Annotated in this window: 13 protein-coding genes; 6 read left to right on the forward strand and 7 right to left on the reverse strand. The window is 36.7% G+C overall.

Features of this window, described 5'->3' with window-relative positions:
* Positions 1-29: 29 nt before the first annotated feature.
* Entirely contained in the window at positions 30-404 is a 375-nt protein-coding gene (locus AAC601_RS08445) for a methylglyoxal synthase (RefSeq protein ID WP_303268708.1), read from the reverse strand.
* Complete coding sequence (aroQ, locus tag AAC601_RS08450) at positions 401-841, reverse strand: type II 3-dehydroquinate dehydratase (protein ID WP_340153004.1); 441 nt, start codon at positions 839-841, stop codon at positions 401-403. The genes AAC601_RS08445 and aroQ overlap by 4 nt, the downstream gene beginning before the upstream one ends.
* An 11-nt stretch (positions 842-852) precedes the next feature.
* On the opposite strand from aroQ, the gene xerD reads away from it, so the two are divergent.
* Positions 853-1752 (forward strand): site-specific tyrosine recombinase XerD, encoded by a 900-nt coding sequence (gene xerD / locus AAC601_RS08455; RefSeq protein ID WP_340153005.1) that lies wholly within the window; start codon positions 853-855, stop codon positions 1750-1752.
* 614 nt (positions 1753-2366) lie between these two features.
* Here xerD and AAC601_RS08460 read toward each other — a convergent pair.
* The 4 genes from AAC601_RS08460 to AAC601_RS08475 form a co-directional block, all read right to left on the reverse strand.
* Complete coding sequence (locus tag AAC601_RS08460; protein ID WP_340153006.1) at positions 2367-6431, reverse strand: reprolysin-like metallopeptidase; 4065 nt, start codon at positions 6429-6431, stop codon at positions 2367-2369.
* A 182-nt stretch (positions 6432-6613) separates the two neighbouring features.
* Positions 6614-7951 carry an MFS transporter gene (locus AAC601_RS08465; RefSeq protein WP_303268716.1) on the reverse strand — a complete coding sequence of 446 codons (1338 nt, stop codon included), beginning with the start codon at positions 7949-7951 and terminating at the stop codon, positions 6614-6616.
* Complete coding sequence (locus AAC601_RS08470; RefSeq protein WP_340153007.1) at positions 7951-9330, reverse strand: alpha-amylase family glycosyl hydrolase; 1380 nt, start codon at positions 9328-9330, stop codon at positions 7951-7953. The genes AAC601_RS08465 and AAC601_RS08470 overlap by 1 nt, the downstream gene beginning before the upstream one ends.
* Before the next feature lie 26 nt (positions 9331-9356).
* Complete coding sequence (locus AAC601_RS08475) at positions 9357-11789, reverse strand: glycoside hydrolase family 31 protein (RefSeq protein WP_303268720.1); 2433 nt, start codon at positions 11787-11789, stop codon at positions 9357-9359.
* Between the two features lie 304 nt (positions 11790-12093).
* Here AAC601_RS08475 and kdsA point away from each other — a divergent pair, with 304 nt between their 5' ends.
* The gene (gene kdsA, locus AAC601_RS08480; RefSeq protein WP_303268722.1) at positions 12094-12882 is read left to right on the forward strand and encodes a 3-deoxy-8-phosphooctulonate synthase; all 789 of its coding nucleotides are present in this window, start codon (positions 12094-12096) and stop codon (positions 12880-12882) included.
* A complete protein-coding gene (locus AAC601_RS08485) occupies positions 12879-13820 on the forward strand; it encodes a KpsF/GutQ family sugar-phosphate isomerase (protein ID WP_340153008.1) in 942 nt (313 codons plus the stop codon). The genes kdsA and AAC601_RS08485 overlap by 4 nt, the downstream gene beginning before the upstream one ends.
* 230 nt (positions 13821-14050) lie before the next feature.
* Here AAC601_RS08485 and AAC601_RS08490 read toward each other — a convergent pair whose 3' ends face one another.
* On the reverse strand, positions 14051-15079 hold the full coding sequence (locus tag AAC601_RS08490) for a LacI family DNA-binding transcriptional regulator (RefSeq protein ID WP_303268726.1): 1029 nt from the start codon (positions 15077-15079) through the stop codon (positions 14051-14053).
* A 385-nt stretch (positions 15080-15464) separates the two neighbouring features.
* On the opposite strand from AAC601_RS08490, the gene AAC601_RS08495 reads away from it, so the two are divergent.
* The 3 genes from AAC601_RS08495 (at position 15465) to AAC601_RS08505 (ending at position 22754) form a co-directional block, all read left to right on the forward strand.
* Positions 15465-16925 (forward strand): hypothetical protein, encoded by a 1461-nt coding sequence (locus tag AAC601_RS08495; RefSeq protein ID WP_340153009.1) that lies wholly within the window; start codon positions 15465-15467, stop codon positions 16923-16925.
* A 61-nt stretch (positions 16926-16986) separates the two neighbouring features.
* Positions 16987-19737, forward strand: a complete 2751-nt coding sequence (locus AAC601_RS08500; protein ID WP_303268730.1) for an alpha-amylase family glycosyl hydrolase — start codon at positions 16987-16989, stop codon at positions 19735-19737.
* Between the two features lie 20 nt (positions 19738-19757).
* Positions 19758-22754: a SusC/RagA family TonB-linked outer membrane protein gene (locus tag AAC601_RS08505; RefSeq protein WP_340153010.1), complete on the forward strand. Its 2997-nt coding sequence runs from the start codon at positions 19758-19760 to the stop codon at positions 22752-22754.
* The last annotated feature ends 1 nt before the right edge of the window (position 22755 follow it).

The raw sequence follows: 22755 nt of genomic DNA on the forward strand, positions 1-22755 counted from the left end.
ATCTATTGATAATCAGTATTTAAGAATCCTTAGTCCATTTGTTTCCGCCAAAATGCGTCAATAAGCAATTGCGCTGTAGCTGGATTAGTGGCGATCGGGATATTATGGACATCGCAAATTCTCATTAACATCTGCACATCAGGTTCGTGTGGGTGTTTGCCTAATGGATCTCTGAAAAAGAGTACCATCTCCAATTTCTTTTCAGCTGAAAGTGCAGCTATTTGTGCATCTCCGCCAATCGGGCCAGAAAGTAGTTTTTCTACATTTAAGCCTGTATTTTCCACATATTTACCAGTTGTTCCAGTGGCTACCAATTCAATTTCCTTCAGTTTATCTTTATTTTTGTTCAGGAAAGAAACCATCTCGGGCTTTTTTCCATCATGGGCAATTATAGCGATTTTCATTTTTTTCTTTTCATAGTTTTAAAGTACTCTAATCCCAATTGATATCCTTTTAGACCAAGTCCAGAAATCATTCCAATGCATTTAGATGAAATGATACTTTTATGTCTGAATTCCTCCCTTTTGTAGATGTTGGAGATATGAACTTCCAATATAGGTACTGAAATAGCCCCAATAGCATCATGAATGGCCACCGAGGTATGTGTATATGCAGCTGCATTAAGAATAATGCCGTCATATTTGCCATCAGTCTCTTGAATTCTATTCACTAATTTCCCTTCAATATTTGATTGGTAATACTCGAGCACCAAATCAGGATTGTGTTTTTGCAATTGCAAGAAATACTCCTCAAAGCCGGAAGCACCATAAATTTCAGGTTCTCTTTTGCCTAAAAGGTTTAAATTTGGACCATTGATAATAATGATTTTCTTTTTATCCATTACATTCGATTATGGCTTGGGACATATTTTTAACTGAATATAAAAATTATTTGCAATTGGAACGTTCATTAGCAGAAAACTCTGTTGCTGCTTATGTACATGATGTCTTAAAGCTAAAACAGTTTTTGGATATCTCCAATCGAAATGTTGGACCACTGGAAGTTTCTGCCACAGATTTACATGATTTTTTAGAATATGTAAATGAACTGGGGATGACAGTGCATACTCAAGCTAGAGTCGTCTCAGGCATAAAAGGATTTTTCAAGTATCTTTTGTTTGAAGATATTATTGCTGAGAATCCTGCTGAGTTGTTGGAAGCACCGAAACTGGGTAGAAAATTACCAGATGTGCTAAGTCTTGATGAAATTGATTGCATTATTAATTCAATTGATAGAAGTACTTCAAATGGCCAAAGGGACAGAACAATGCTTGAGGTTTTGTATTCGTCAGGATTGAGGGTCAGTGAATTGGTGGGATTGAAAATATCGAATACCTATTTTGATATCGGCTTTTTGAGGATAATTGGGAAAGGGAGTAAAGAAAGATTGGTTCCCATGGGGAAATCTGCAGCCAATCAATTGAAAATTTATATCAACGAAGTGAGAATTCATCAACAGCCAAAACCAGAGGCAAAGGATTTTGTATTCCTAAATCGATTTGGAGGTTCATTAAGTCGTGTTTCCGTATTTACAATGATTAAAAAACAAGTAGTGATGGCAGGATTGAGAAAAAAGGTAAGTCCACATACTTTTCGGCATTCATTTGCTACTCATTTGATTGAAGGCGGGGCCGATCTTAGGGCGGTGCAAGAAATGTTGGGGCATGAATCCATCACCACTACTGAGATTTACACCCATCTGGATAGAGATTTCTTAAGTCAGACTTTGAAGGAATTTCACCCTAGAGCTTGAAGAAGACTCAAGAGGTTTTAACAGTAAAAACTTGAATTCGATTAATAAAACTATCGTTTCTTCAAAGCGGAATAGGCTATGATGGGAAATTAGGGTACTCTTGATTATTAAACAAAACTCTAAAATTGCTTCTAAACAAATTTAAAAAGTCTTTTATAGATTACAATCATATACAAAACCCTAAAATCGAAGGATATTGACAATATCTGGGGGTTTATATGTTTTTTAATAAAGTATGTATCAAATTATATTTTTGCAGTGTCTACTTTTTCTTTTTGCTTGAACAAAAAGAAACAAAAATTCAAGACAAAAATAAGTTTCAACCCGCATCCTCGTCTGGCTTGCATTCCTGCCTGCCAGCAGGCAGGTTTGTTCTCATACCCGCAATCTTCAATCAATATTTTATGTGGTTTGCAAGGCATGTGGAATTTTAACTGAGTTACCGAAATTAAGACCTGATTTTTTCAAAAGTCTGAATTTATACTACTTATGCCAACCCATCGGTATATCTTCTTAAGATTTCAGATATTTTTCTTTGATTGGAAAAATAAAATTTCCTAAATGACACTCTGAATGTATTTAATCAAGATTTAAAATCGACCATAGGATAAAAACTATTTGACCATCAACTGTTTAATAAGGACATTATCAATGGTCTCCAGATAAATGAAATAAATCCCACTATTCAAATCTTGAATAGAAATCTCGAGTTCCGTTGCATCATTAAATTTAACATCTCTTATTTTCTGGCCTAAGCTATTTCTAATCTGAATTTTTTCAATTTCATATTGACTCTCATTTTTGAGATTAACAATTTGCTGGGCAGGATTGGGAAATAAAGTAATTTTTGATTTCCATTCATCTCGAACACTAAGAACACCATTTTCTAGATCTATTTCAACTGTAACCTCATTACTGAAGTTAGAATTTCCCCTCGTATTTCTAGCCAATACCCTATAATTATAGTTGCCAGAATTTAATATTTCTTCATAACTTTTACTGTCAACTTCCAATTCAGCCACAGAAATAAAATCATTTCCATTATCAGATCTTTGTACCCTGTAAGAACTTTCATTTTGAGCATTGTCAGCCCAGTTGAGCCTTACCGTACTATCATTCAATAACTCAAAGTCTAGATCGGTTGGGGCAAGCGGCAATCCAATCAAAGTTTCAATTTCTACTTCGCTGGAATAATTGCCGTCTCCGTTCTCATTAAATCCCTTTACTCTGTAGAAATATACACTTTCTTCTTCAACTGTTTCGTCTACAAAATCAAAGGAATTTGCTTCTAATTCTGCTAAATTACTATAGTTAGTGTTATCACCCTGCGATCTTTCCAATATATAACCTTCTTCTAAATCAGTATTATCTGTCCATTGAATCAAAACATTACCACTTTCTAAATTAGAGGCAGTTATTGTAGAGGGGGCAGGAGGTACTTGTAATTGGGTAGTAATATTGATGTCATTCGAATAATCCGATGAAAATATATCTAATACAGCCTTCACTCTATAAAAATATTGGGTTTGTCCTACTATATCGGTATCAGAATATGTTGAGGTATTGGAATCTACATCAGCAAATTCCTGAAAATTTGAATTGTTGTCTGTCGATCTTTCAATAATAAAACTAGTCTCATTTTCAGAATTATCTGTCCAAGAGAGTTCCACAGTTCCTGTTACATTTTCATTCGCGGTTAAATTAGTGGGTGCTAGAATTTCAGGAGCTACAACATCCAGTAAGCACAGATCAAGTGACCATGATTGCAATTCTCCACCATCTGCTGCAAAACGATCAATAACTATTAATTTCCATTCTCCTTCTGATTCTTCTCCATTTAAGGTATTGAGGGCTTCTTCAGATTGATAGGTTTCCCCATCGCTTGGAGGACAAGGTAATTCTGATGATGTTCCCTCATCACTAATGGATAGGTTAAAATTATCCTGATCATCGCAAATATTGGAGAGTAAAGTGATTTGAGTACCAGTAGGGCTTTCTAATATGAAACTTAAATCATTAATATAGGAATGCGTACCTACTAAATTGCTTATGCCAATAGATTCAACTTTTCCTGAGTATGGAATATTTATAATAGATTGAATTGTATCTACATTTTCAGATGAAATTGATAAAGGCAAATCCGTTCCTTCGTATAAATCACAAATAATATCTGCAGTTGAAAAGGAAATAACATCAGAAAAATCACTTTCCCCACAATTATTAATTGCCTTTACACGCACAAAATAGCTTGTGAGTCTTTGCAGGTTCTCTTGTAGTTTATATTCTTTTGCATTAACTACCTCTACAGAATCTACTTTTTCATTAAAATTATTATCTAAAGCGATTTCTAATAAGTAGTTAGCCTCCAAATTACTGTCTTCCCACATTATAGTTGGGCTTAAATTGATATTGTTGTCCGCTTCCACAGGAAAAGTAATATTGGGTGCTGTCGGGAAATCAACTACATTAAAGCTCAATTCTTTACTTTTTGATTTGTCCACCGTATTGGCTTCCAATGTGAAATTAAATTCTCCTGTATTTTGGTTGGTATTGGTGATTGTTAAGATAGTGCTTTCCCCAGGGGCAAGTGTATTTTGATCGAAACTAACCTCAAAATCTGCTAAGTCACTTACTGATAAATTAATGCTTTCATCATATTCTAAAATAGAAGTTATATTGATGGTAAATGTAATTTCATCCTCAGGGCAATATTGATCACTGTCAATTTCAGCTTCCAAAGTAAAGGTTGGCTCGGTGGTTTCTGTAATGGTAAAAACGTCCGGGCTAATGTTAAAGAAAATATTATTGGAGGCGACCACTTTTATTTTTGCCTGATTGGTATTGATATTTGGTAATTCAATAGGTTCTGAGCCATCATTTTCTGTATTTTCCAACACTTTTACAGAAAATGTTTGTCCTCCATCAGTGGAGAGGTATATATCCACAAATGCTGCATTTACCGGAGCTATATTGGTATTATTCACTTCCCAGCTTACTGTGATAATATTGAGTCCACTGTAGTCCCCAGAAATGGTATCAACAATGAACGGGCCGGCTATATCTGTTACACTAAAACTAATTTCATCATGATCCACAGCCGCTATTGCTTGATTATCACGTACGCTAAGTCTAAAGTTAAGATTCCTTGCATAATCCGGTAATATTTCACCCTTGGTCTGTGTACCATTAAGGATATCCGATATTTGTGGAAAGATTCTAAAACTGTCAAGAGTAGGTGAAAAGGATCTGAATAATGGTGCATTATCTTGAGGTAAATTCGGAGAACCGGCAGGTCCCAAATCAAATTGCTCCCAAGCGTAATTTAACTGATCGCCATCAGGATCTGTAGCGAACCCATTTAGCTGGAAAGGTGTACTAATAGGGATTGTAAAACCACCTTGGCCAGCTTCTACTATCGGAAGGTTGTTGCCTGTCTCCGTAATGTCGGCACAATTATTCCCCGCATTATCTTGAATATACGCATTCATGAAATCTAAGCTGGCCGTATGAAAATATGGATCACTATTATTTTGAATGTTATCGCCACCACAAATACCAGCATAAGCCATTATGGTGGAACCACTACCTGGCTCATATGCGGAATTAGCGGAACGGTTCTGCCCGCAAGAACTGACTGTTCCATTAAATGTGTGTGGCGCCCCAAATTGATGACCAATTTCGTGTGAAACATAGTCCACATCAAAGGGATCACCAATGGGTTGATTAATACCTGTTACTCCCCTTGCTTTTGAATTTGATCTACATACCACTCCTAATCCTGCTAGTCCACCAGCAGCAGTTGAGAAATTATGCCCTAAATCATAATTTTGATTACCAATTATACTGTCTAGGACTACTTGATTTTCATCAATTAATATCCCGACATCATCAACTGTAAAAGGGTCTGTACTACTATTTGTAAAAATAATTTCATCATTATTTTCTACTAACACCATTCTTACTGCAATTTCTTTTTCATAAATGCTGTTGACCCTGTTCATAGTGCTCACTATGGCAGACAAACCATCTTCCACAGTACCTCCGTGAAATTCAGTGTATTCGCCCGTTGCTGCCACGGCTATTCTATAGGTTCTTAATTGTGTTCCGGAAGGTTGATTTACATTACCAGATTCAACCATGGATTGCATTCGTTGAAATTGAACATCATCTGCAATGATAGGTTCTAATTCCTCAAATCTTGGCTTTTTGGGATCTCTTTTCAAATCTTTTTTATAATAGATTTGGTAGTCGTTGGATTGATCTTGGACGGGGTCAATAAAAAATACGCCTTCAGTGGAATAGACCATGGCATGAAATCCTTTTTTGCTTAGGTCTAATCGTAGAGTTTCACCAGTTGTAGGGTTTCTCCCACTATAGGTTTTGATGTTGGGATATTTTTTAGCTAAAGCCGGTGCCATAATAGGGCTTTCCTCCAATTTGAATTCCTGAAATGCTCCGTCAGGGTAGGGGATGCTAAAATTTAATTTTGAATTTTGATTTAATTTTGCCTTTAACTGGTCAACAGCTAATTTGTAAATTTTTTGTTTTTCAGTCGAAATTAATCTTGCAGAAGCTCTAGCATTACTTTCCGTCCAAAATTGCCCATTAGAATTCTGAGCATGCGAAACAAAGCCGGTAAAAAAAACAATTAAAAATATTAAAAATCGTTGTAGCCTCATTTCGATCAATTCTATGTTTTAGCAAATGTCTAAACTGATGACATCATAAATCATAAATTTAATAAATAAAGCCAAGCATTTTTGATCAAATTGTAAAGATTTAATACATCTATCAAATCAAATCCTGATCTTTCATATTTAGGGGTTAAATTTTAATCGCTTTAAAGGAATTTGCTTCTTCTCTAAGCCAGCTGTTTTTCCTTATCATCATCAGTAACAAAAAGGCTTAATATTCCAGCCAGAATTAAAGAAGTGCCTCCAATGATTAAAGCATAAATTGCATCGTTGCTGAAGAAATTTTTCAGTATGAATCCTAAAATTCCCGCGGCCACAATTTGTGGGATTACAATAAAGAAATTGAAAACACCCATGTAATAGCCCATTTTATCAAAAGGTAAAGCACTGCTTAACATGGCATACGGCAAGGAAAGTATGCTAGCCCAAGCTATTCCTACGCCAATCATACTGAATACCAATAAATTTGGATCGCTAATATAAAATATGGAGATGAGTCCGGCAGCACCACAAAACAATGCGATCATATGTGTTCCTTTGCGACCAAAGTATTTGGATAATTTTGGCAATAAAAATGCTGCAAAAGCCGCTACTCCATTGTACACACCGAACATAACTCCCACCCAATTAGCTCCTTCATTATAAAGAATGGATTTAGGATCAGTGGTTCCATAAATATGTTCAGTTACTGCTGGAGTGGTATAAATCCACATGGCAAACAAAGCAAACCATGAAAAAAACTGGACGAATGCCAATTGAACCATTGTTTTGGGCATTTTAAATATTCCCATAAATGATTCTGCTAAGCCTGTAAAAACGCCTCTTTCACTATTTTCCTTTTTGAGTTTCTCAATATCTTCCGGAGGATATTCCTTTGTATTGAAAACGGTCCACATTACCGCAGCTAAAAATGCAACACCTCCGATATAAAATGACCATTTGACTGAATCAGGTATCTGTCCATCCGGGGCTTCGTTGCTGAATCCAAGCCAATTGGTTAGGACATAAGGTAATACAGAGGCAACCACCGCTCCAATTCCTATGAAAAATGCTTGTAGTGCAAATCCCTTGGATCGCTGTTCGTTAGGTAACATATCGCCTACAAAAGCCCTAAATGGCTCCATACTGACGTTGATTGAACCATCCATTACCCAAAGCATTCCGGCTGCTATCCACAGACTAGGAGAATTTGGCATAATAAATAATGCAATAGTCGCTAGAATAGCACCAATAGCAAAAAACGGCCTTCGCCTTCCCCATTTTGGAATCCAGGTTTTATCCGAATAATAGCCGATGATGGGCTGCACTATTAGGCCTGTCACTGGAGCGGCTAACCATAATATAGGTAGACTCTCTTTTTCTGCACCTAGTGTTTCAAATATCCGACTTACGTTTGCATTTTGAAGGGCAAAGCCAAATTGAATACCTAAAAAACCAAAACTCATATTCCAAATTTCCCAAAAGCTTAATTTTGGTTTTTCAGAGGCTATCGATATGTTATCCATTATTTATCTTTCAAACTGTTTTGAGTTAAAATCATATAAGACCAAGCATCAAAGGCAAGAGGTTCTCGATTTTCAGAAAAGGTAACTGTAAGTTCTGGATTATTACCCTTCTGATAGGTCTTTCCTGTATAGTTCTTATCAATGACAAATGATTGCGTAGAATCAGATAAATTCATGATGACTAACACCTCATTATCATCTTTTTTTCTGCTGAACGCAAGCATCTTAGATGAATTTTGGGGTTTATTAATTTCTTGAAAACTTCCTCCAAAAGCCCCATTCCACAAGGCAGGATTATTATGCTTAAGTAGCAACAATCGGCTATAAAAGTCTTCATAAGCTAATTCTGACCAGTCAATAGTGTCTTTGTCAAAAAATGGTAATCGCTTGTCCAGTCCTGCTTCTTGACCACTGTATATCAGCGGCATTCCTGGAACTGTTGCAGTTAAGACAGCCAAAGCTTCATAAGCATTCCCCATCCTTTCAAAAACCGTCCCATTCCAGCTATTTTCATCATGATTGGAGGTGAAATACATTCTGAAAGCTGAAGAATCATATTTTTCAACATCTTTTTTCAGGTATGCTACTAGAGAATCAGCATTTGCGTGTCCTTTTGCTATATCATTCAATAAATGATGAAATTCCCAGCCGTAGGTCATGTCAAATCCTGCATCATGCATTTTGGGTTCATCCCATTCTGCCAACATAAAAACATCTTTTGTAGCCTCAAGACTATCAATAGCTTTTTTCCAAAATTCATTTGGTACCATTCCTGCCACATCACATCTGAAACCGTCAATGTCAGTTTCGGTAATCCACCATTTCATTTCATTAATCATGGCTTGATGTAAATCTTCATTTTCATAATTAAGATCTGCAACATCAGTCCAATCTGCTACAGGTGATTGTAGATTGCCTGCAGAATCTAAATTGTAAAATTCAGGATGTTCTTGTGCCCAATGGTGATCATAAGCGGTATGGTTAGCCACCCAATCCAATAGTACAATCATTTGATTTTCGTGGGCTTTGGTAACCAATTTTTTGAAATCCTGCAAAACACCAAAATTGGAATTTACAGCAGTGTAGTCTTTAATAGAATAATAACTTCCCAAAGGCTCCTTCCGGTTCTTTACTCCAATAGGTTGAACAGGCATAACCCATAAAATATCAACTCCCATATTTTTTAATCTGTCCAGATGAGGGAGAAAGGCTTCAATTGTACCTTCTGGAGTATACTGCCTAATATTTACCTCATAAATATTCATAGCCTTAGCTTTTTCAGGATATGATAAGATAGATTCCTGTTGATGGTTCTCATTAACAGATTCACAAGAGTAAAGAAATATGGCAATGGCGATTAAAAAGATGTTTTTCTGCATATAAAAATCTAGTTGCATAGTAAGGACTAATAATCAATATCTATTCTCCCATCTTCTAAATTGAAAATAGCATTTGGTAGATCGTTTACCTTTAAATTAATTCTTTCATTTTCAGGTAAGGGATCGAAGTTAGAAATTTGATCTACAAAATTAAAATCTTCTTTGTCCAACGGTATGGTTTGTTGATTAATGTGGATTTTCCCATTTAATTTTCCTTCGAATCCATGAAAGAAAACCTTAACTTTCTGATATTGACTATTGTAATTTCCCTCCTTTTGATGTAGAGTCAACTGTCTGTTTTCAGGCTTGAACTCAATCAGTCTTTTATAAAAATCTCCACTCACATGATTGAAAGTTTCTCCATCATCCTCATAGTATTCATATTTATTTTTTTCTTTGCCCCCGTAAATATGCAAATGCAGACAATCATTATTGTTTTGGCTTAAATTTTCCAGTTTGTCCTGCATTGGAATTATTGCCGAAGCTCTCACAAAAACAGGTAATCTCTCAATTGGGCATTCAACGATGACTTCCTGATTCCCTCTATAGAAAGTATCATCAAATAAATCGTACCATTCCCCTTCTGGAAAGTATACTTTTGCTAAATTAACTTTACTGGCTACGGGAGCCACCATGATGTCCGGTCCAAAGAAATACTGGTTTTCGTACAAAGAGTTATAGATTTTCTCGTCATGAGGATGATAAATAGCCAAACTTCTAGCTACCGGAATACCTTTTTCATGTGCTTCGTAAAAAGCTGAATAGATATAAGGCATCATTTTATATCTTAGATTGATATAATTTCTGGAAATCTCTTCTACTTCTTCTCCATAAGCCCAAGGTTCAGAATCTCTACTGTTAATCATACTGTGTCCTCTGAAGAATGGTGCGAAAGCCCCAATGGAAATCCAACGAGCAAATAATTGACTATCTGCATCTCCCGCAAAACCTCCAATATCATAACCCGAAAATGCAACTCCTGCTAATCCTAAGCTATTGACCAAACGAACGCCCAATAACATATGCTCGTCATCTGCAACATTATCACCAGTCCAAACGGCAGCGTATCTCTGAATCCCAGAAAAACCGGCTCTTGTTAGATTAAATACTCTTTTATTGGGAGAATTTTGCTTAGCCCCTTCGTAGGTACTTCTGGCCATTTGCATGCCATAAACATTTCTGGCTTTTCGAGTCGAGGCTTTTTCACCTTCGTAATCGAATTCCATTAAATCAGGTAAATATTGCCCCCAGGTGGCAATTTCATTCATATCATTCCAAAGCCCCAGAATTCCTAAGTCAGTATAGGCTTTTAGTTTATCTTGCCACCAATTTCGGACTTGTCCATTGGTGAAATCAGGGAAATGGCACCATCCGGGCCAAACTTCTCCTTCATAGTATTCACCGTCAGGATATTTAATAAAAACATCTTCTTTTTTACCGGAATCATAAGCTTCGTAGCCTTCTTCGATTTTTATTCCAGGATCACAAATCACTACCACTTTAAATCCCATTTCCTCAAGCTTTTCAATCATTTGCTTTGGATTGGGGAAATCTTTTCCATCCCAGGTGAAAATCTTGTATTGCTCCATATGATGGATATCCAAAACAATTACATCGGCTGGGATTTCTTTTTCCCGGAAAAATTTAGCTATACTAATTACTTCTTTGTCGGGTTTGTAACTGTAACGGCACTGCTGGTAGCCCAAACTCCAAATAGGGGGCAGTTCCATTCGACCAGTCAGATCGGTATAAGAACTTATAATATCTTCAATAGAATCTTCATGGATGAAATAATAGGCCATATCTCCCTGATCAGCTGAAAAGCTAGAGAATCGTCTGTTTGAAGCACCAAAATTAAAATGAGTTTTATGTGAATTGTCTAAGTAAATACCGTAATTCAAACCGCTATGGATGCCGATATAAAAAGGAGTCGTACAATACAAAGGATCACTATCTGGTGGATATCCAAAATGATCTGTATTCCAGTTTTGGTAGCCTGTGCCTTTTCTGTCCAGCGGTCCCGTTTTTTCACCCAATCCGATAAATCTCTCTCCTTTTTGTAGCTTTTTGTAGGTGGTAACTTGTTCGCCAATCCAGGAAGTTCCCAATGCATGGTCATCCTCACTGATTATTTCACCATTTATATCTTTGAAAATAGCAGTAAACGGATCCTTTTTAATTTCTAAAGTTAGCGCTTCAGTTTTTAGTTCTATATGTCCGTTAGAATCAATAATGGAGAAATCAATACCTACCGATTTAGAGATCACTGCATAAGAATGTTCGTCAAAATTTTCTGTTCTGCTTATATGAATTTTAAAAATCCCCTTTTGTACAACGGATATTCTAAAAAAGGCATTTTCGGTTTTTCCGGAAATTCCATAAGCATTGCGCTTATAGTTTTCAATTTTTCCGCAGTGAAGGTTGAGATTGGGTTTATTTATGGTTTGTGAACTAATCATCTATTTATCCTTTAAAAGAATTGCTAAAGTATTGAATATTAAAATTTCATAGTATTCAATTAACTATAAAATCAGCGCAATCGTTTGCGGTTACGTTTGCAATTTAACTTTTTGTATTTAAAAATTAAATTATATAGCTATTACAGGATTTTAAATTGGTCGATTTTTGGGGTTTTCTGGAGGGGGATAACTCTTTGGGATATTTTTTATGGATTGGAATTCATTTATTTCTATTTTGAATTTTAAAATAGCAACTTTGCACTCAGATTTACTTTTAACAGTTATAATATTTATTATTAAATAGATGTCGCAAGAACTATATCAGAATTTAACCGCAGATAAGCCATTTTTTATTGTTGGCCCTTGTGTGATGGAAAGTATGGATTTACTGCATTCAGTAGCCAAAGAATTGGTGAGCATTAAAAATGAATTAGGAGTCGAGATTATTTTTAAATCTTCATTTGATAAGGCAAATCGTACTTCAGCATCAGCTAAAAGAGGTCCTGGTTTAGAAGAAGGGAAGGAATGGTTAAAGGAAATCAAAGCAACCTACAATCTGCCCGTGACAACTGATGTGCATGAATCGTATCAACCAGCATTATTGCAGGATGTGGTGGATATTATGCAAATCCCTGCCTTTTTGTGCCGTCAGACTGATTTATTGTTGGCAGCTGCCGAAACAGGTCGTATTGTAAATATAAAAAAAGCACAGTTTTTGTCTGGAGAAGATATGTTATATCCTTGCCAAAAGGTAACTGAAGCAGGAAACAAGCAGCTTTTATTGACAGAGCGTGGCAATATGTACGGCTACAATAATTTAGTGGTTGATTTCAGGAATATCCCAGATATGTTGCAGCATGGCTTTCCTGTTGTGATGGATTGTACTCATTCGGTCCAAAGACCTGGAGGAGCAGGAGGAAAAACCGGTGGGAATCGTGAATTTGTTCCAAATATGGCATTGGCAGCAAAAGCTTTTGGAGCCAATGGATATTTTATTGAAACACATCCAAACCCAGAGGAGGCATGGAGTGACGGACCAAACCAATTGTTTTTAAAGGATTTAAAAGATTTAATAAAAAAATTAACAGCATGAGTCGAATTTTAGAATCTGCTAAAGAAACGATTGCCATTGAAGCTAAATCAGTACAGGATTTAGCTAGTTTGTTGACGGATGATTTCGAGAAAGCTGTTAACGCCATCATGGAAAGCAAAGGAAAGCTAATCGTCACAGGAATGGGTAAATCTGGTATTATTGGAAAGAAGATTGCAGCAACATTTTCCAGCACAGGAACCCCAAGTTATTTTCTCCATCCTGGAGAAGCGTACCATGGGGATTTGGGACTGATTCAAGATCATGATATTGTGATGGCCATCTCCAATTCAGGAGAAACGGATGAATTGTTAAAAATAATACCTTTTTTCTTACGTAATGGTAATAAGGTGATAGGAGTAAGTGGTAATCCCGCATCAACATTGGCTAAAAATACGCACTTTCATTTAAATGTTAATGTAGAGCAAGAAGCTTGCCCGCTTGATTTAGCGCCTACTTCTTCAACTACTGCTACTTTAGTGATGGGAGATGCTTTAGCCGTGGCCTTAATGAAAGAGCGTGACTTTAAACCGGAGCATTTTGCCTTGTTTCATCCGGGAGGATCATTAGGTAGAAGGCTATTAATGACGGTGAAGGATGTGATGCGCTCTACGGATTTGCCCGTAATTGATGCTGAACGCGAAATGGATGAAGTGATTGGTACTATGTCTAATGGTAGGCTAGGGCTTGCTATAGTGGAAGAAAACGGGCAGTTAGCAGGTGTCATTACAGATGGTGATTTGAGAAGAGGGATGAAAAACCAAAAAAATGCCTTTATGGATATGAAAGCGAAAGACATCATGACTAGCTCACCTAAATTCATTGACAAAGAAATGAAACTTAAGAAAGCCGAAGAATTAATGATGGAGTATAAAATTAATGCGCTTTTAGTGGTAGAGAACCAAAAGTGTATAGGGGTCTTACAGGTATACGATTTGTAATTTTTCAAGCTTGCGGATAGTGGAAAATTCGCTTTGACAAATAATGCATTCAATAAATCCGCTAGAGGCGACAGCAATTTCCACTGTCTCACCCTGTCGCCAGCGTCCCGCTACTGACGGATACTTATGCGACTGGTACATTCTATTTAAGAGTTAAGATTTTTTTTATAGTATTTCTGCCAAAAAATACCTGTTAAGTAGTGGTCAAATAAAATCGCTTGTGAATCTATTTAAATCTTCTTCGAAGATTCCCTTACTACCAAATTGGTCTTCAAAGAAATGGTCTCCGTAATGCTTTCCTCATCTTCGCCCTTATTGATTTGCTTCATTAACAAGCGCGTTGCCTCTTGCCCCATTTTAAAGCCTGGCTGGGTGACTGAAGACAGAGCAGGCTGGATGAGACTTGAAAACCGCCAATTACTAAAGCCCACAATGGCAATGTCTTCTGGAATGCGTAACTTTTTCTTTCTAATTGCCATCATAGCCCCATAAGCGGCCACATCATTATTAGCAAAGATGGCATCCGGTGGAAAACGATAATCCAAAATTTCATTGGTAATAGATTCGGCTTCTTCAAAGGTGCCCAAACCGCAGACTTTGATCAGATTATCATCTATCATATACCGGTTATCTGCCAATGCGGCTTTATATCCATTTAATCTGTTTTTACTGATGGCTAAGTTTTGTGGTCCAGCCAAATGAGCTATTCTGTAACAACCTTGTTCAATGAGATGCGTGGTGGCTTCATAGGCCCCTTGCTCATCATTGACAATCACTTTACATGCATTAAGCGAATCAATAATCCGGTCAAAGAAAACCAATGGGATATCATAATCCAATAAACTTTGTAAGTGATCGTAATTTTCTGTTTCTCTAGAAACCGACATCAGGATACCATCAACGCGAGAGTTAAATAAGGCTTTGGTATTCATCACTTCCCTTTCAAAGGATTCATTGGATTGCGTGATAATGACGTGATATCCGGCATCATGGGCGATATCTTCAATGCCGCTAATGACGGCAGAAAAGAAGAAATGGGCAATTTCGGGTATAATCACACCCAAAGTGTTGGTTTTGCTTTGTCGAAGGCTTAGGGCTACTGTATTCGGTTGATAATTTAGTTTCTTGGCTAATTCGTTGATTTCTTTTTTGGTATCAACACTGATATCTGGATGGTCTTTCAAGGCACGAGAAACCGTAGAAGGAGAGACTCCCAATTCCTTCGCTATGTCTTTTATGGTGATGTTTGCTTTTTTCATTGGTTTTTAATTTAATCTTCTTCTTGCTGGTCGGTGTCATGCCGATCATTCTACAACCATGGTTGGTGGCGCACCGACCATTTAATACTTATGGCATGTAACTCCTACTTTTCAATTTTTTTTTCCAGAAGACATAGCGGTAAAAATCAAATTTTTAATTGATAATCACCAGTTTATCTCATTAAGAATTTAAATCCATCAAACATCTGAAAAAACATTGGTTTACGCAAACGATTGCGCAAACGATTGCGGTAAAAAATATTCCTTTCAACTGTTTTGAGGCTAATTCTTACACTAAACTTGAACAGTGGAAAATAGAGTTGCGCAACAAAAATAAAGCGACTTTAGGACCGAAAAATTAAGTAAACTTTAAAACAATTAAATTATGAAAAACTTAACAAAATTATGGAGCCTAGCATTGTTGCTGACCGCAGCTATGTTTATGGTCTCATGTGATGAAGACGAGCCAACAATTGATGTTGATGAGGATGGTCTTGCTCTTGCGGATGGCTACTATTTCGCAGTAGATGGTGAAGACCCAACACAGAACACTAGACTTCAGCCAGAAACGGTAGAAGGTGAAGGGAATGTTGCAGTTGAAAGAGAAGGCTTTTTTGGAAACTATGTGTTTTTATCTGCTGGTGCTTATAATCTAGTTTCAGTTGAATCTCGAGAAATTACCTCAACATTAGGAGGGGCTATGACAGAAGTAGCTGGAGAAGATTTAACAGGAGATGAAGTGACATCTGGATATAGCTTGGCAATTATGGAAGAAGGTGGAGACCAAATTACTATTGCTAATGATGGATTCTTTAAGATTTCATATGATGAAACAACTACTGAATTGATTGTAATGGAAGTTGTAAACGTTTCTTTCATTGGTGCTCCTTCTGGATGGTCTGATGTTAATATGGATGTAGTTTCTTCAAATCCAGAAGATGGCTTTGCATTTGAAGTTACTGATGTTGAAATAAGACAAAATGAAAACTACAAATTAAGAATCAATAACGGCTGGAAAATCATTAGAAGTAATGAAGAAGGAACGGGATATATTGCATTTACTAATTATGGAGGTGCTGCTGATGCACTTGTTCCTGGCGGAGGTGATATTCCATTTTCAGAAGAGGATGGTTTGTACACCATTAGTGTAGAGTTGCAAAATGACGGGGGTGCATTTGTTGAATTTAACAAGACTGGTGAAGCTGAAGAAATTACTTTTGACCCTGCAGAATACCAGTTTGGAGTTATAGGAAGTGCAAATGCTAATGGATTTGACGCTGACAGAAACTTACATTACACTGGTGAAACTGATGGAGTACATAAATGGGTAGGTGTAGTTTATTTTGGTGAAAACAGTGTTGATGATCAAGGAAGAAGATTTAAATTCAGAACAAATGATGACTGGGCATTCAACATAGGCGGAACATTGCCTGCTGATGGGTCAGAAGCTACGTTAGCCGTGAATGGAGCGGATATTGAAGCGCCAGCTGCTGGAGCTTATTATATAACGCTATCTACCGCAGATGAAGGTGATACTTGGATTTCGACTATGAGTGCTACTGGATGGGGAGTAATCGGTGAAGGTTCTCCATCAGCAAGTTGGGATGAAGATTTAGACATGACTGCTGAAGGTTTCGCGGAAGGTGTTACCACTTATACGCTTACAGGAGATTTCAGTGGAGAGTATAAATTCAGAGCTGGTGACAGCTGGGATTTCAACTTAGGTGGTGATCCAACTGCACTATCTGCAGGTGGAGATAATTTAAGTGTAGATGCTGATGGTACTTATACGGTAACATTGACATTTGATGGGGAGAATTATACTTCTTCCATTACTGCTCAATAATAAAATTCAAACATATTTTTAAGACATGAGCCAAAGCTCATGTCTTTCTTTTAAGATTTATATGAAACAATTTTACAAGTTACTTTCCCTCCTAATTCTATTTTGTATTCCTGCCTTAAGTCAGGCTCAAGGTGATATTCAACCAGATATTACCCCTGAGTTCTTTTCTGCGGATCAAGAGATTACCATCACATATGATGTGACAGGAACAAACCTAGCTTCACTCGATGATGCCTATATGTGGATGTGGCTACCTGATAAAAGTATTGATGCGCCCTCCAATATTAATCCTGCAGATTCTGATCCAGAAGCAAGCAATCAAGCTAAACTTGAAAAAATAACTGAAAACGGTCAAACCTTATTCCGTATTTCATTAACTCCCACGACATTTTACGACCAAAACGCTGATGTTATTTCCCAAATAGGAATGCTCTTAAAAGGCAATGATTGGGCTGATGGTCAAACTGAAGACTTTATTACAGAAATAAGTAAAGGTTTTTCAGTGAATATTGCTTCCCCAACAGGTAATTATGGATTTTATGAAGCAAATGAGATTGTAAGTATTGAATTATCTTCTTCTGAGCCAGCACATTTTCAATTTTTTGTGGATGGAAATTTGGAATATGAAGAATCAGACTTTTCCGAATTTTCTTACGAGCATACTGTAATTGATGATGGTCAAGCTCACGACTTAATCATCAAAGCAGGAAATGGTACGGATGAGGAGTTATTTAATTATTCCTATATAGTGAATCCAGTAGTTGGCAATGAACCGCTTCCTGATGGTTTGCAAAACGGAATAAATTATGGCGAAGATGACACTGCTGTCCACCTTGTACTGACTGCTCCCGCTAAGGAAAATGTATTTGTGATTGGTACCTTTAATGATTGGAGCCTTTCGGATGAGTTTCTAATGAAAAAAGATGGGGATCAGTTTTGGATTGAAATTGGCAATTTAACACCAAGCCAAGAATACCAATTCCAATACCTAGTGGACGGAGAAATTACCATTGCTGATCCATATGCTGAAAAAATAGGGTCGGAATATGATGATCCTGAAATAATTAGGGATAACCGATACCCTGATTTAATGCCATATCCATCCGGAAAAACAGCTCATGCTGTGAGCTATATTCAAACCAATAAAGTCCAATTTCCTTGGACGGATGACAGTTTTCAGAAGCCAGCAAATGAAGATTTAGTGATTTATGAATTATTGATCAGGGATTTCACAGAATTAAGGACATACGATGCTGTAACTGCGAGATTAGATTATCTCGAAGATTTAGGCATTAATGCCATCCAATTTATGCCTGTAATGGAATTTGAAGGAAATTTGAGTTGGGGATATAATCCTTATGCGATGTTGGCTTTGGATAAATTTTACGGTACGGAATATGACTTTAAAACGCTGGTTAATGAAGCCCACAATCGTGGAATCGCGATCATTTTAGACATTGCTTTAAACCACCAGTTTGGTAGAAATTCTTTGGCAAGATTATTTAATCAAGGAGATTACGGTAACCCAACTTCACAAAACCCTTGGTTTAACACCAGTGCACGTCACGATTTTAATGTTGGCTATGATATGAACCACGAAAGTCAATACACCCAAGATTATGTAGATAGGGTAGTGGCTTATTGGTTGCAAGAATACCACGTGGATGGTTATCGATATGATTTATCTAAAGGCTTCACTCAAAAAAACACACTAGGAAACGTGGGTGCTTGGGGTCAATATGATGCTTCAAGAATTACATTATTAAAAAGGCTAGCCGATTTTCAATGGTCAGTTGATCCAGAATCATACGTGATTTTAGAACATTTTGCTGAAAATTCTGAAGAAAGAGAACTGGCTGATTATGGTATGATGCTTTGGGGTAATGAAAACCACAATTTTAGAAATTTGGCCAAAGGAAATAGTGCCTCAGTCAGTGGCTTGAGTTATCAAAGCAAAGGTTGGAAAGAGCCTCATGTAATTGGTTATATGGAAAGCCACGATGAGGAAAGAGTGGCCTGGGATTTGAAAAATAGTTCATCAAGTAGCTTAGCAGATCAAATGCAAAGATTGAAGTTGAATACGGCTTTATTCTTTATGGCTCCAGGGCCTAAAATGATTTGGCAATTTGGTGAGTTTGGTTACGATGAGGAATTGAACAATGATAGGTTAGGGGTAAAGCCAACCCGATGGGAATACCTTGAAGATCCGGAGCGAAAAAAGCTTTTTCAGGTTTACCAAAGCCTAATCAAATTGAAAACAAGAACTGATTATATTAACAAGGATAATTTCCAATGGTCTGCGAGTGGCGATTTGAAATGGGCTAGGTTTAATAATAATGATGTAAAAATAGTGATGGTGGGAAATTTCAGTAAAAGTACTCAAACTTTTGACCAACAGATTATTCAAGCGGGTACATGGTATGACTACTTCACTGGAAAAGAATATGAAATTGGAAACGAAGTCTCCATTACTCTAATCGCAGGGGAATTTAGAATATTGACCAGCGAGCCTATAGAAAATTATGTGGATGATGAAGATCAAGAAGAATTAGTTCTTGCTCGTCAAAAATCAAGCTGGAGTTCAAATGTAAAAGTTTTTCCAAATCCTGCTCAAAATCAGATTTTCATCGAGACAGAAAAGCAAATTGAAAATATTTTTATTACAGACCTAAGTGGTAAATCCATCCAGTTTGAAATAAAAGAAAACCAAAATCGATTTGTAATTGATTTATCTCAATTGGATTCAGGAGTCTATTTAGTCAATTTTCAAGAAGAGGGTATTCGCAAACAACAAAAAATCATAAAGTTTTAATTTTTTAAATAAATCATAATATGGATCAAAATTATACATACTCACAAAGTGGGACGCTACGGAGGGATGGCACGGCTATCTTCAAAGGGATGCTCACAGCTTTCCTTGTGGTTTTTATCACTTTACAATTGCAAGCGCAAGAAAGGACCGTTTCAGGAACGGTTTCTGATGCTATTACTGGTGAGACTCTACCTGGAACCAGTGTTAAAATTAAAGGAACTTCGCAAGGAACAACTACCTCTTTGGAAGGGGAATACAAGCTTGAAGTAGATGCTAATGATGTTTTGATTTTTTCTTTTATTGGATATTCCAAGCAAGAGATAGTGGTAGGCGCTCGGTCTATAATTGATGTTCAGATGCAGGAAGATATTTCTCAATTGGGAGAAGTAGTGGTTGTTGGTTATGGAACGCAAGAAGAAAAGGACGTGACTGGTGTTGTAAGTACGGTAAAGGAAGAGTCATTCAATAGAGGACAAATTGCTAGTCCAGAGCGCTTGATAACCGGTAAAATTGCTGGAGTTGACGTGACTCCTGGGAACACAAGAGCTGGTGGTGGAGGAATCACTATTAGAGGAGTGGGCTCAATAAATGCACAGGCTCAACCATTAATTGTGGTCGATGGTGTTCCCATTAGCAATGATGGTAGCTCTGGAACAAGAAACGCGAATAATTTCATAAATCCAGCCGATATCGAAAGTGTTACTGTTTTAAAGGATGCATCTGCAACAGCAATCTATGGTTCTAGAGGGGCTGCAGGGGTTATTTTATACACCACCAAGTCGGGTAAAAAGGGTCAAAACACAGTTACTTATGATGGTTCATTTGCTTTTTCAGAAGTTTTAAGAGAACCAGACTTTTTAAGTACTCAAAATTTCAGAAATGCAATCCGTCAATTTAGTCCCCAAAACGAAGGGCGATTAGGTGACCAAGACACAGATTGGTTCAATGAGGTAACTAGAAGTACTTTAAGTCAAAATCATAATTTGTCTTTCTCTGGTGCAACTGAAAAAATTAATTATCTGGTTTCTGTCAATCATATGGATAATAAAGAAGTATTAAGAGGAGACAGGAACCAAGTGACTCGATTGAGTATGCGATTAAAAACTACGGTCTTGAATGATCATTTGGATATTACTTTTAATACCAAAAATGCATTGACGAACGATCAATATAAACCAAATGTTGTGGGTGGCGCGGTATCTTTCGATCCAACCAAACCAGTTTATGATTCTGAAGCAGAAGAATTTGGAGGCTATTATGAATGGGATGTTTCTTCTATTGATCCGATTAACCCAGTTTCAACACTTGAACAAACTCAAAGTATCGGTGAAAATAGAAGGTCTTTTAACTCAATTAATTTTGACTTAAAGATTCCGGGCATAGAAGGTTTGACATGGAGTGCCACCGGTTCTTATGATTTAAGAAACGGTCAGAATAAGGTTTTTGAGCCATTCACCTTAAGAAATGACAATAGAGATGGGTATATGCAAAGATCCACTAACAATGCATACACCACCACTTTATTTACTACTTTAAACTATAATAAGTCGTTTGGATCACATGATATTGATGTGCTTGGAGGATATGAATTCCAAGAAGTTTTTAGAGAAACGACTGGCTATGAAGGTATTAATTTAACTGATGATAGCAAAGGCTTTAACGATCCAACTGTTATACCAAGAGAATTTATAGATCTATACAGAGCGATTCCAATTACCAATCAATTGCAATCTTATTTCGGAAGAATTAATTATTCTTATGATGATAAATATTTACTGACAGTAACCGGAAGAATGGATGGTTCCACTCGCTTTGGTTTTGGAAATAAGTATGGATTTTTCCCTTCAGCGGCCCTAGGTTGGAGAATTATTGAAGAAGATTTTTTCGAGGGTTTGACAGGAACATTTAACGATTTGAAATTAAGAGTAGGATGGGGTCAAACAGGAAATCAGAATATTGGAGATTACTTATATGATAAATTCTATTTCTTGAGTGATGCTAGTGCGACTTACCAATTTGGAGATGAATATATTCAGTTATTAAGACCTACTGCAGTGGATCCGAATATTCAATGGGAAAGATTAATTTCAACCAATATCGGAATTGACTTTTCATTACTAAATGGAAGATTATCAGGTACTTTAGATTTTTATGATAAAACAACTGATCAGTTGTTATTTAATGTACCAGTAGCTGCTGCAACTAATGTTGGAGATAGGGTAACTACCAATATTGGAGAAATGAACAATAAAGGAGTTGAATTGGGACTGAATTTCATAGCAATAGACAACGAAAAATTTGGCTGGGATATAGGCTATAATTTCACCTATAATCAAAATAAAATTGTGAAACTTAATAATGAAATTGATGAAGATAGCCCTGGGATTCAGGTAGGTGGAATATCAGGCGATATCGGTAGAACAATACAGGTTTTGCAAGTTGGGCAGCCGATTTCTACTTTCTATTCTTACAATCATTTATATGACGCTGCAGGAAAACCACTTGTAGGTGGTACAAACAGCATTTATGAAGATGTTAATGGTGACAACATTATCAACGAAAATGACTTACAAACGCAAGGTGTAGCCATTCACCCAATTTTGACAAATTTCGCATCAAACATTAGATATGGGAATTTTGATTTAGCGCTGACGCTACGAGCAAAATTAGGTGGACAAACTTATAATAACACCGCCTCCGCCAATGGATGGTATGGTAGGTTGACTGAAGCACAAATTTTGAATAATGTGCATGAATCTGTAATTGAAACGGGTTTTCAGAATAGACAACTACTGTCAAACTACTACATTGAAAACAGTAATTTCTTAAAGTTAGATAACCTTACTGTAGGATATAATTTTAATGCTATCCAAGATTTTAGGTTGAGATTATATGGTACTGTTCAAAATATGCTTCCGATTTCAGGATATAGTGGATTGGACCCAGAAGTTCAGATTGACAACAACATCTATCCGCCATCAACTGCATTTATTTTCGGTATAAACGCAAAATTTTAAA

Source organism: uncultured Marivirga sp., assembly GCF_963974845.1.
GTDB lineage: Bacteria > Bacteroidota > Bacteroidia > Cytophagales > Cyclobacteriaceae > Marivirga > Marivirga harenae.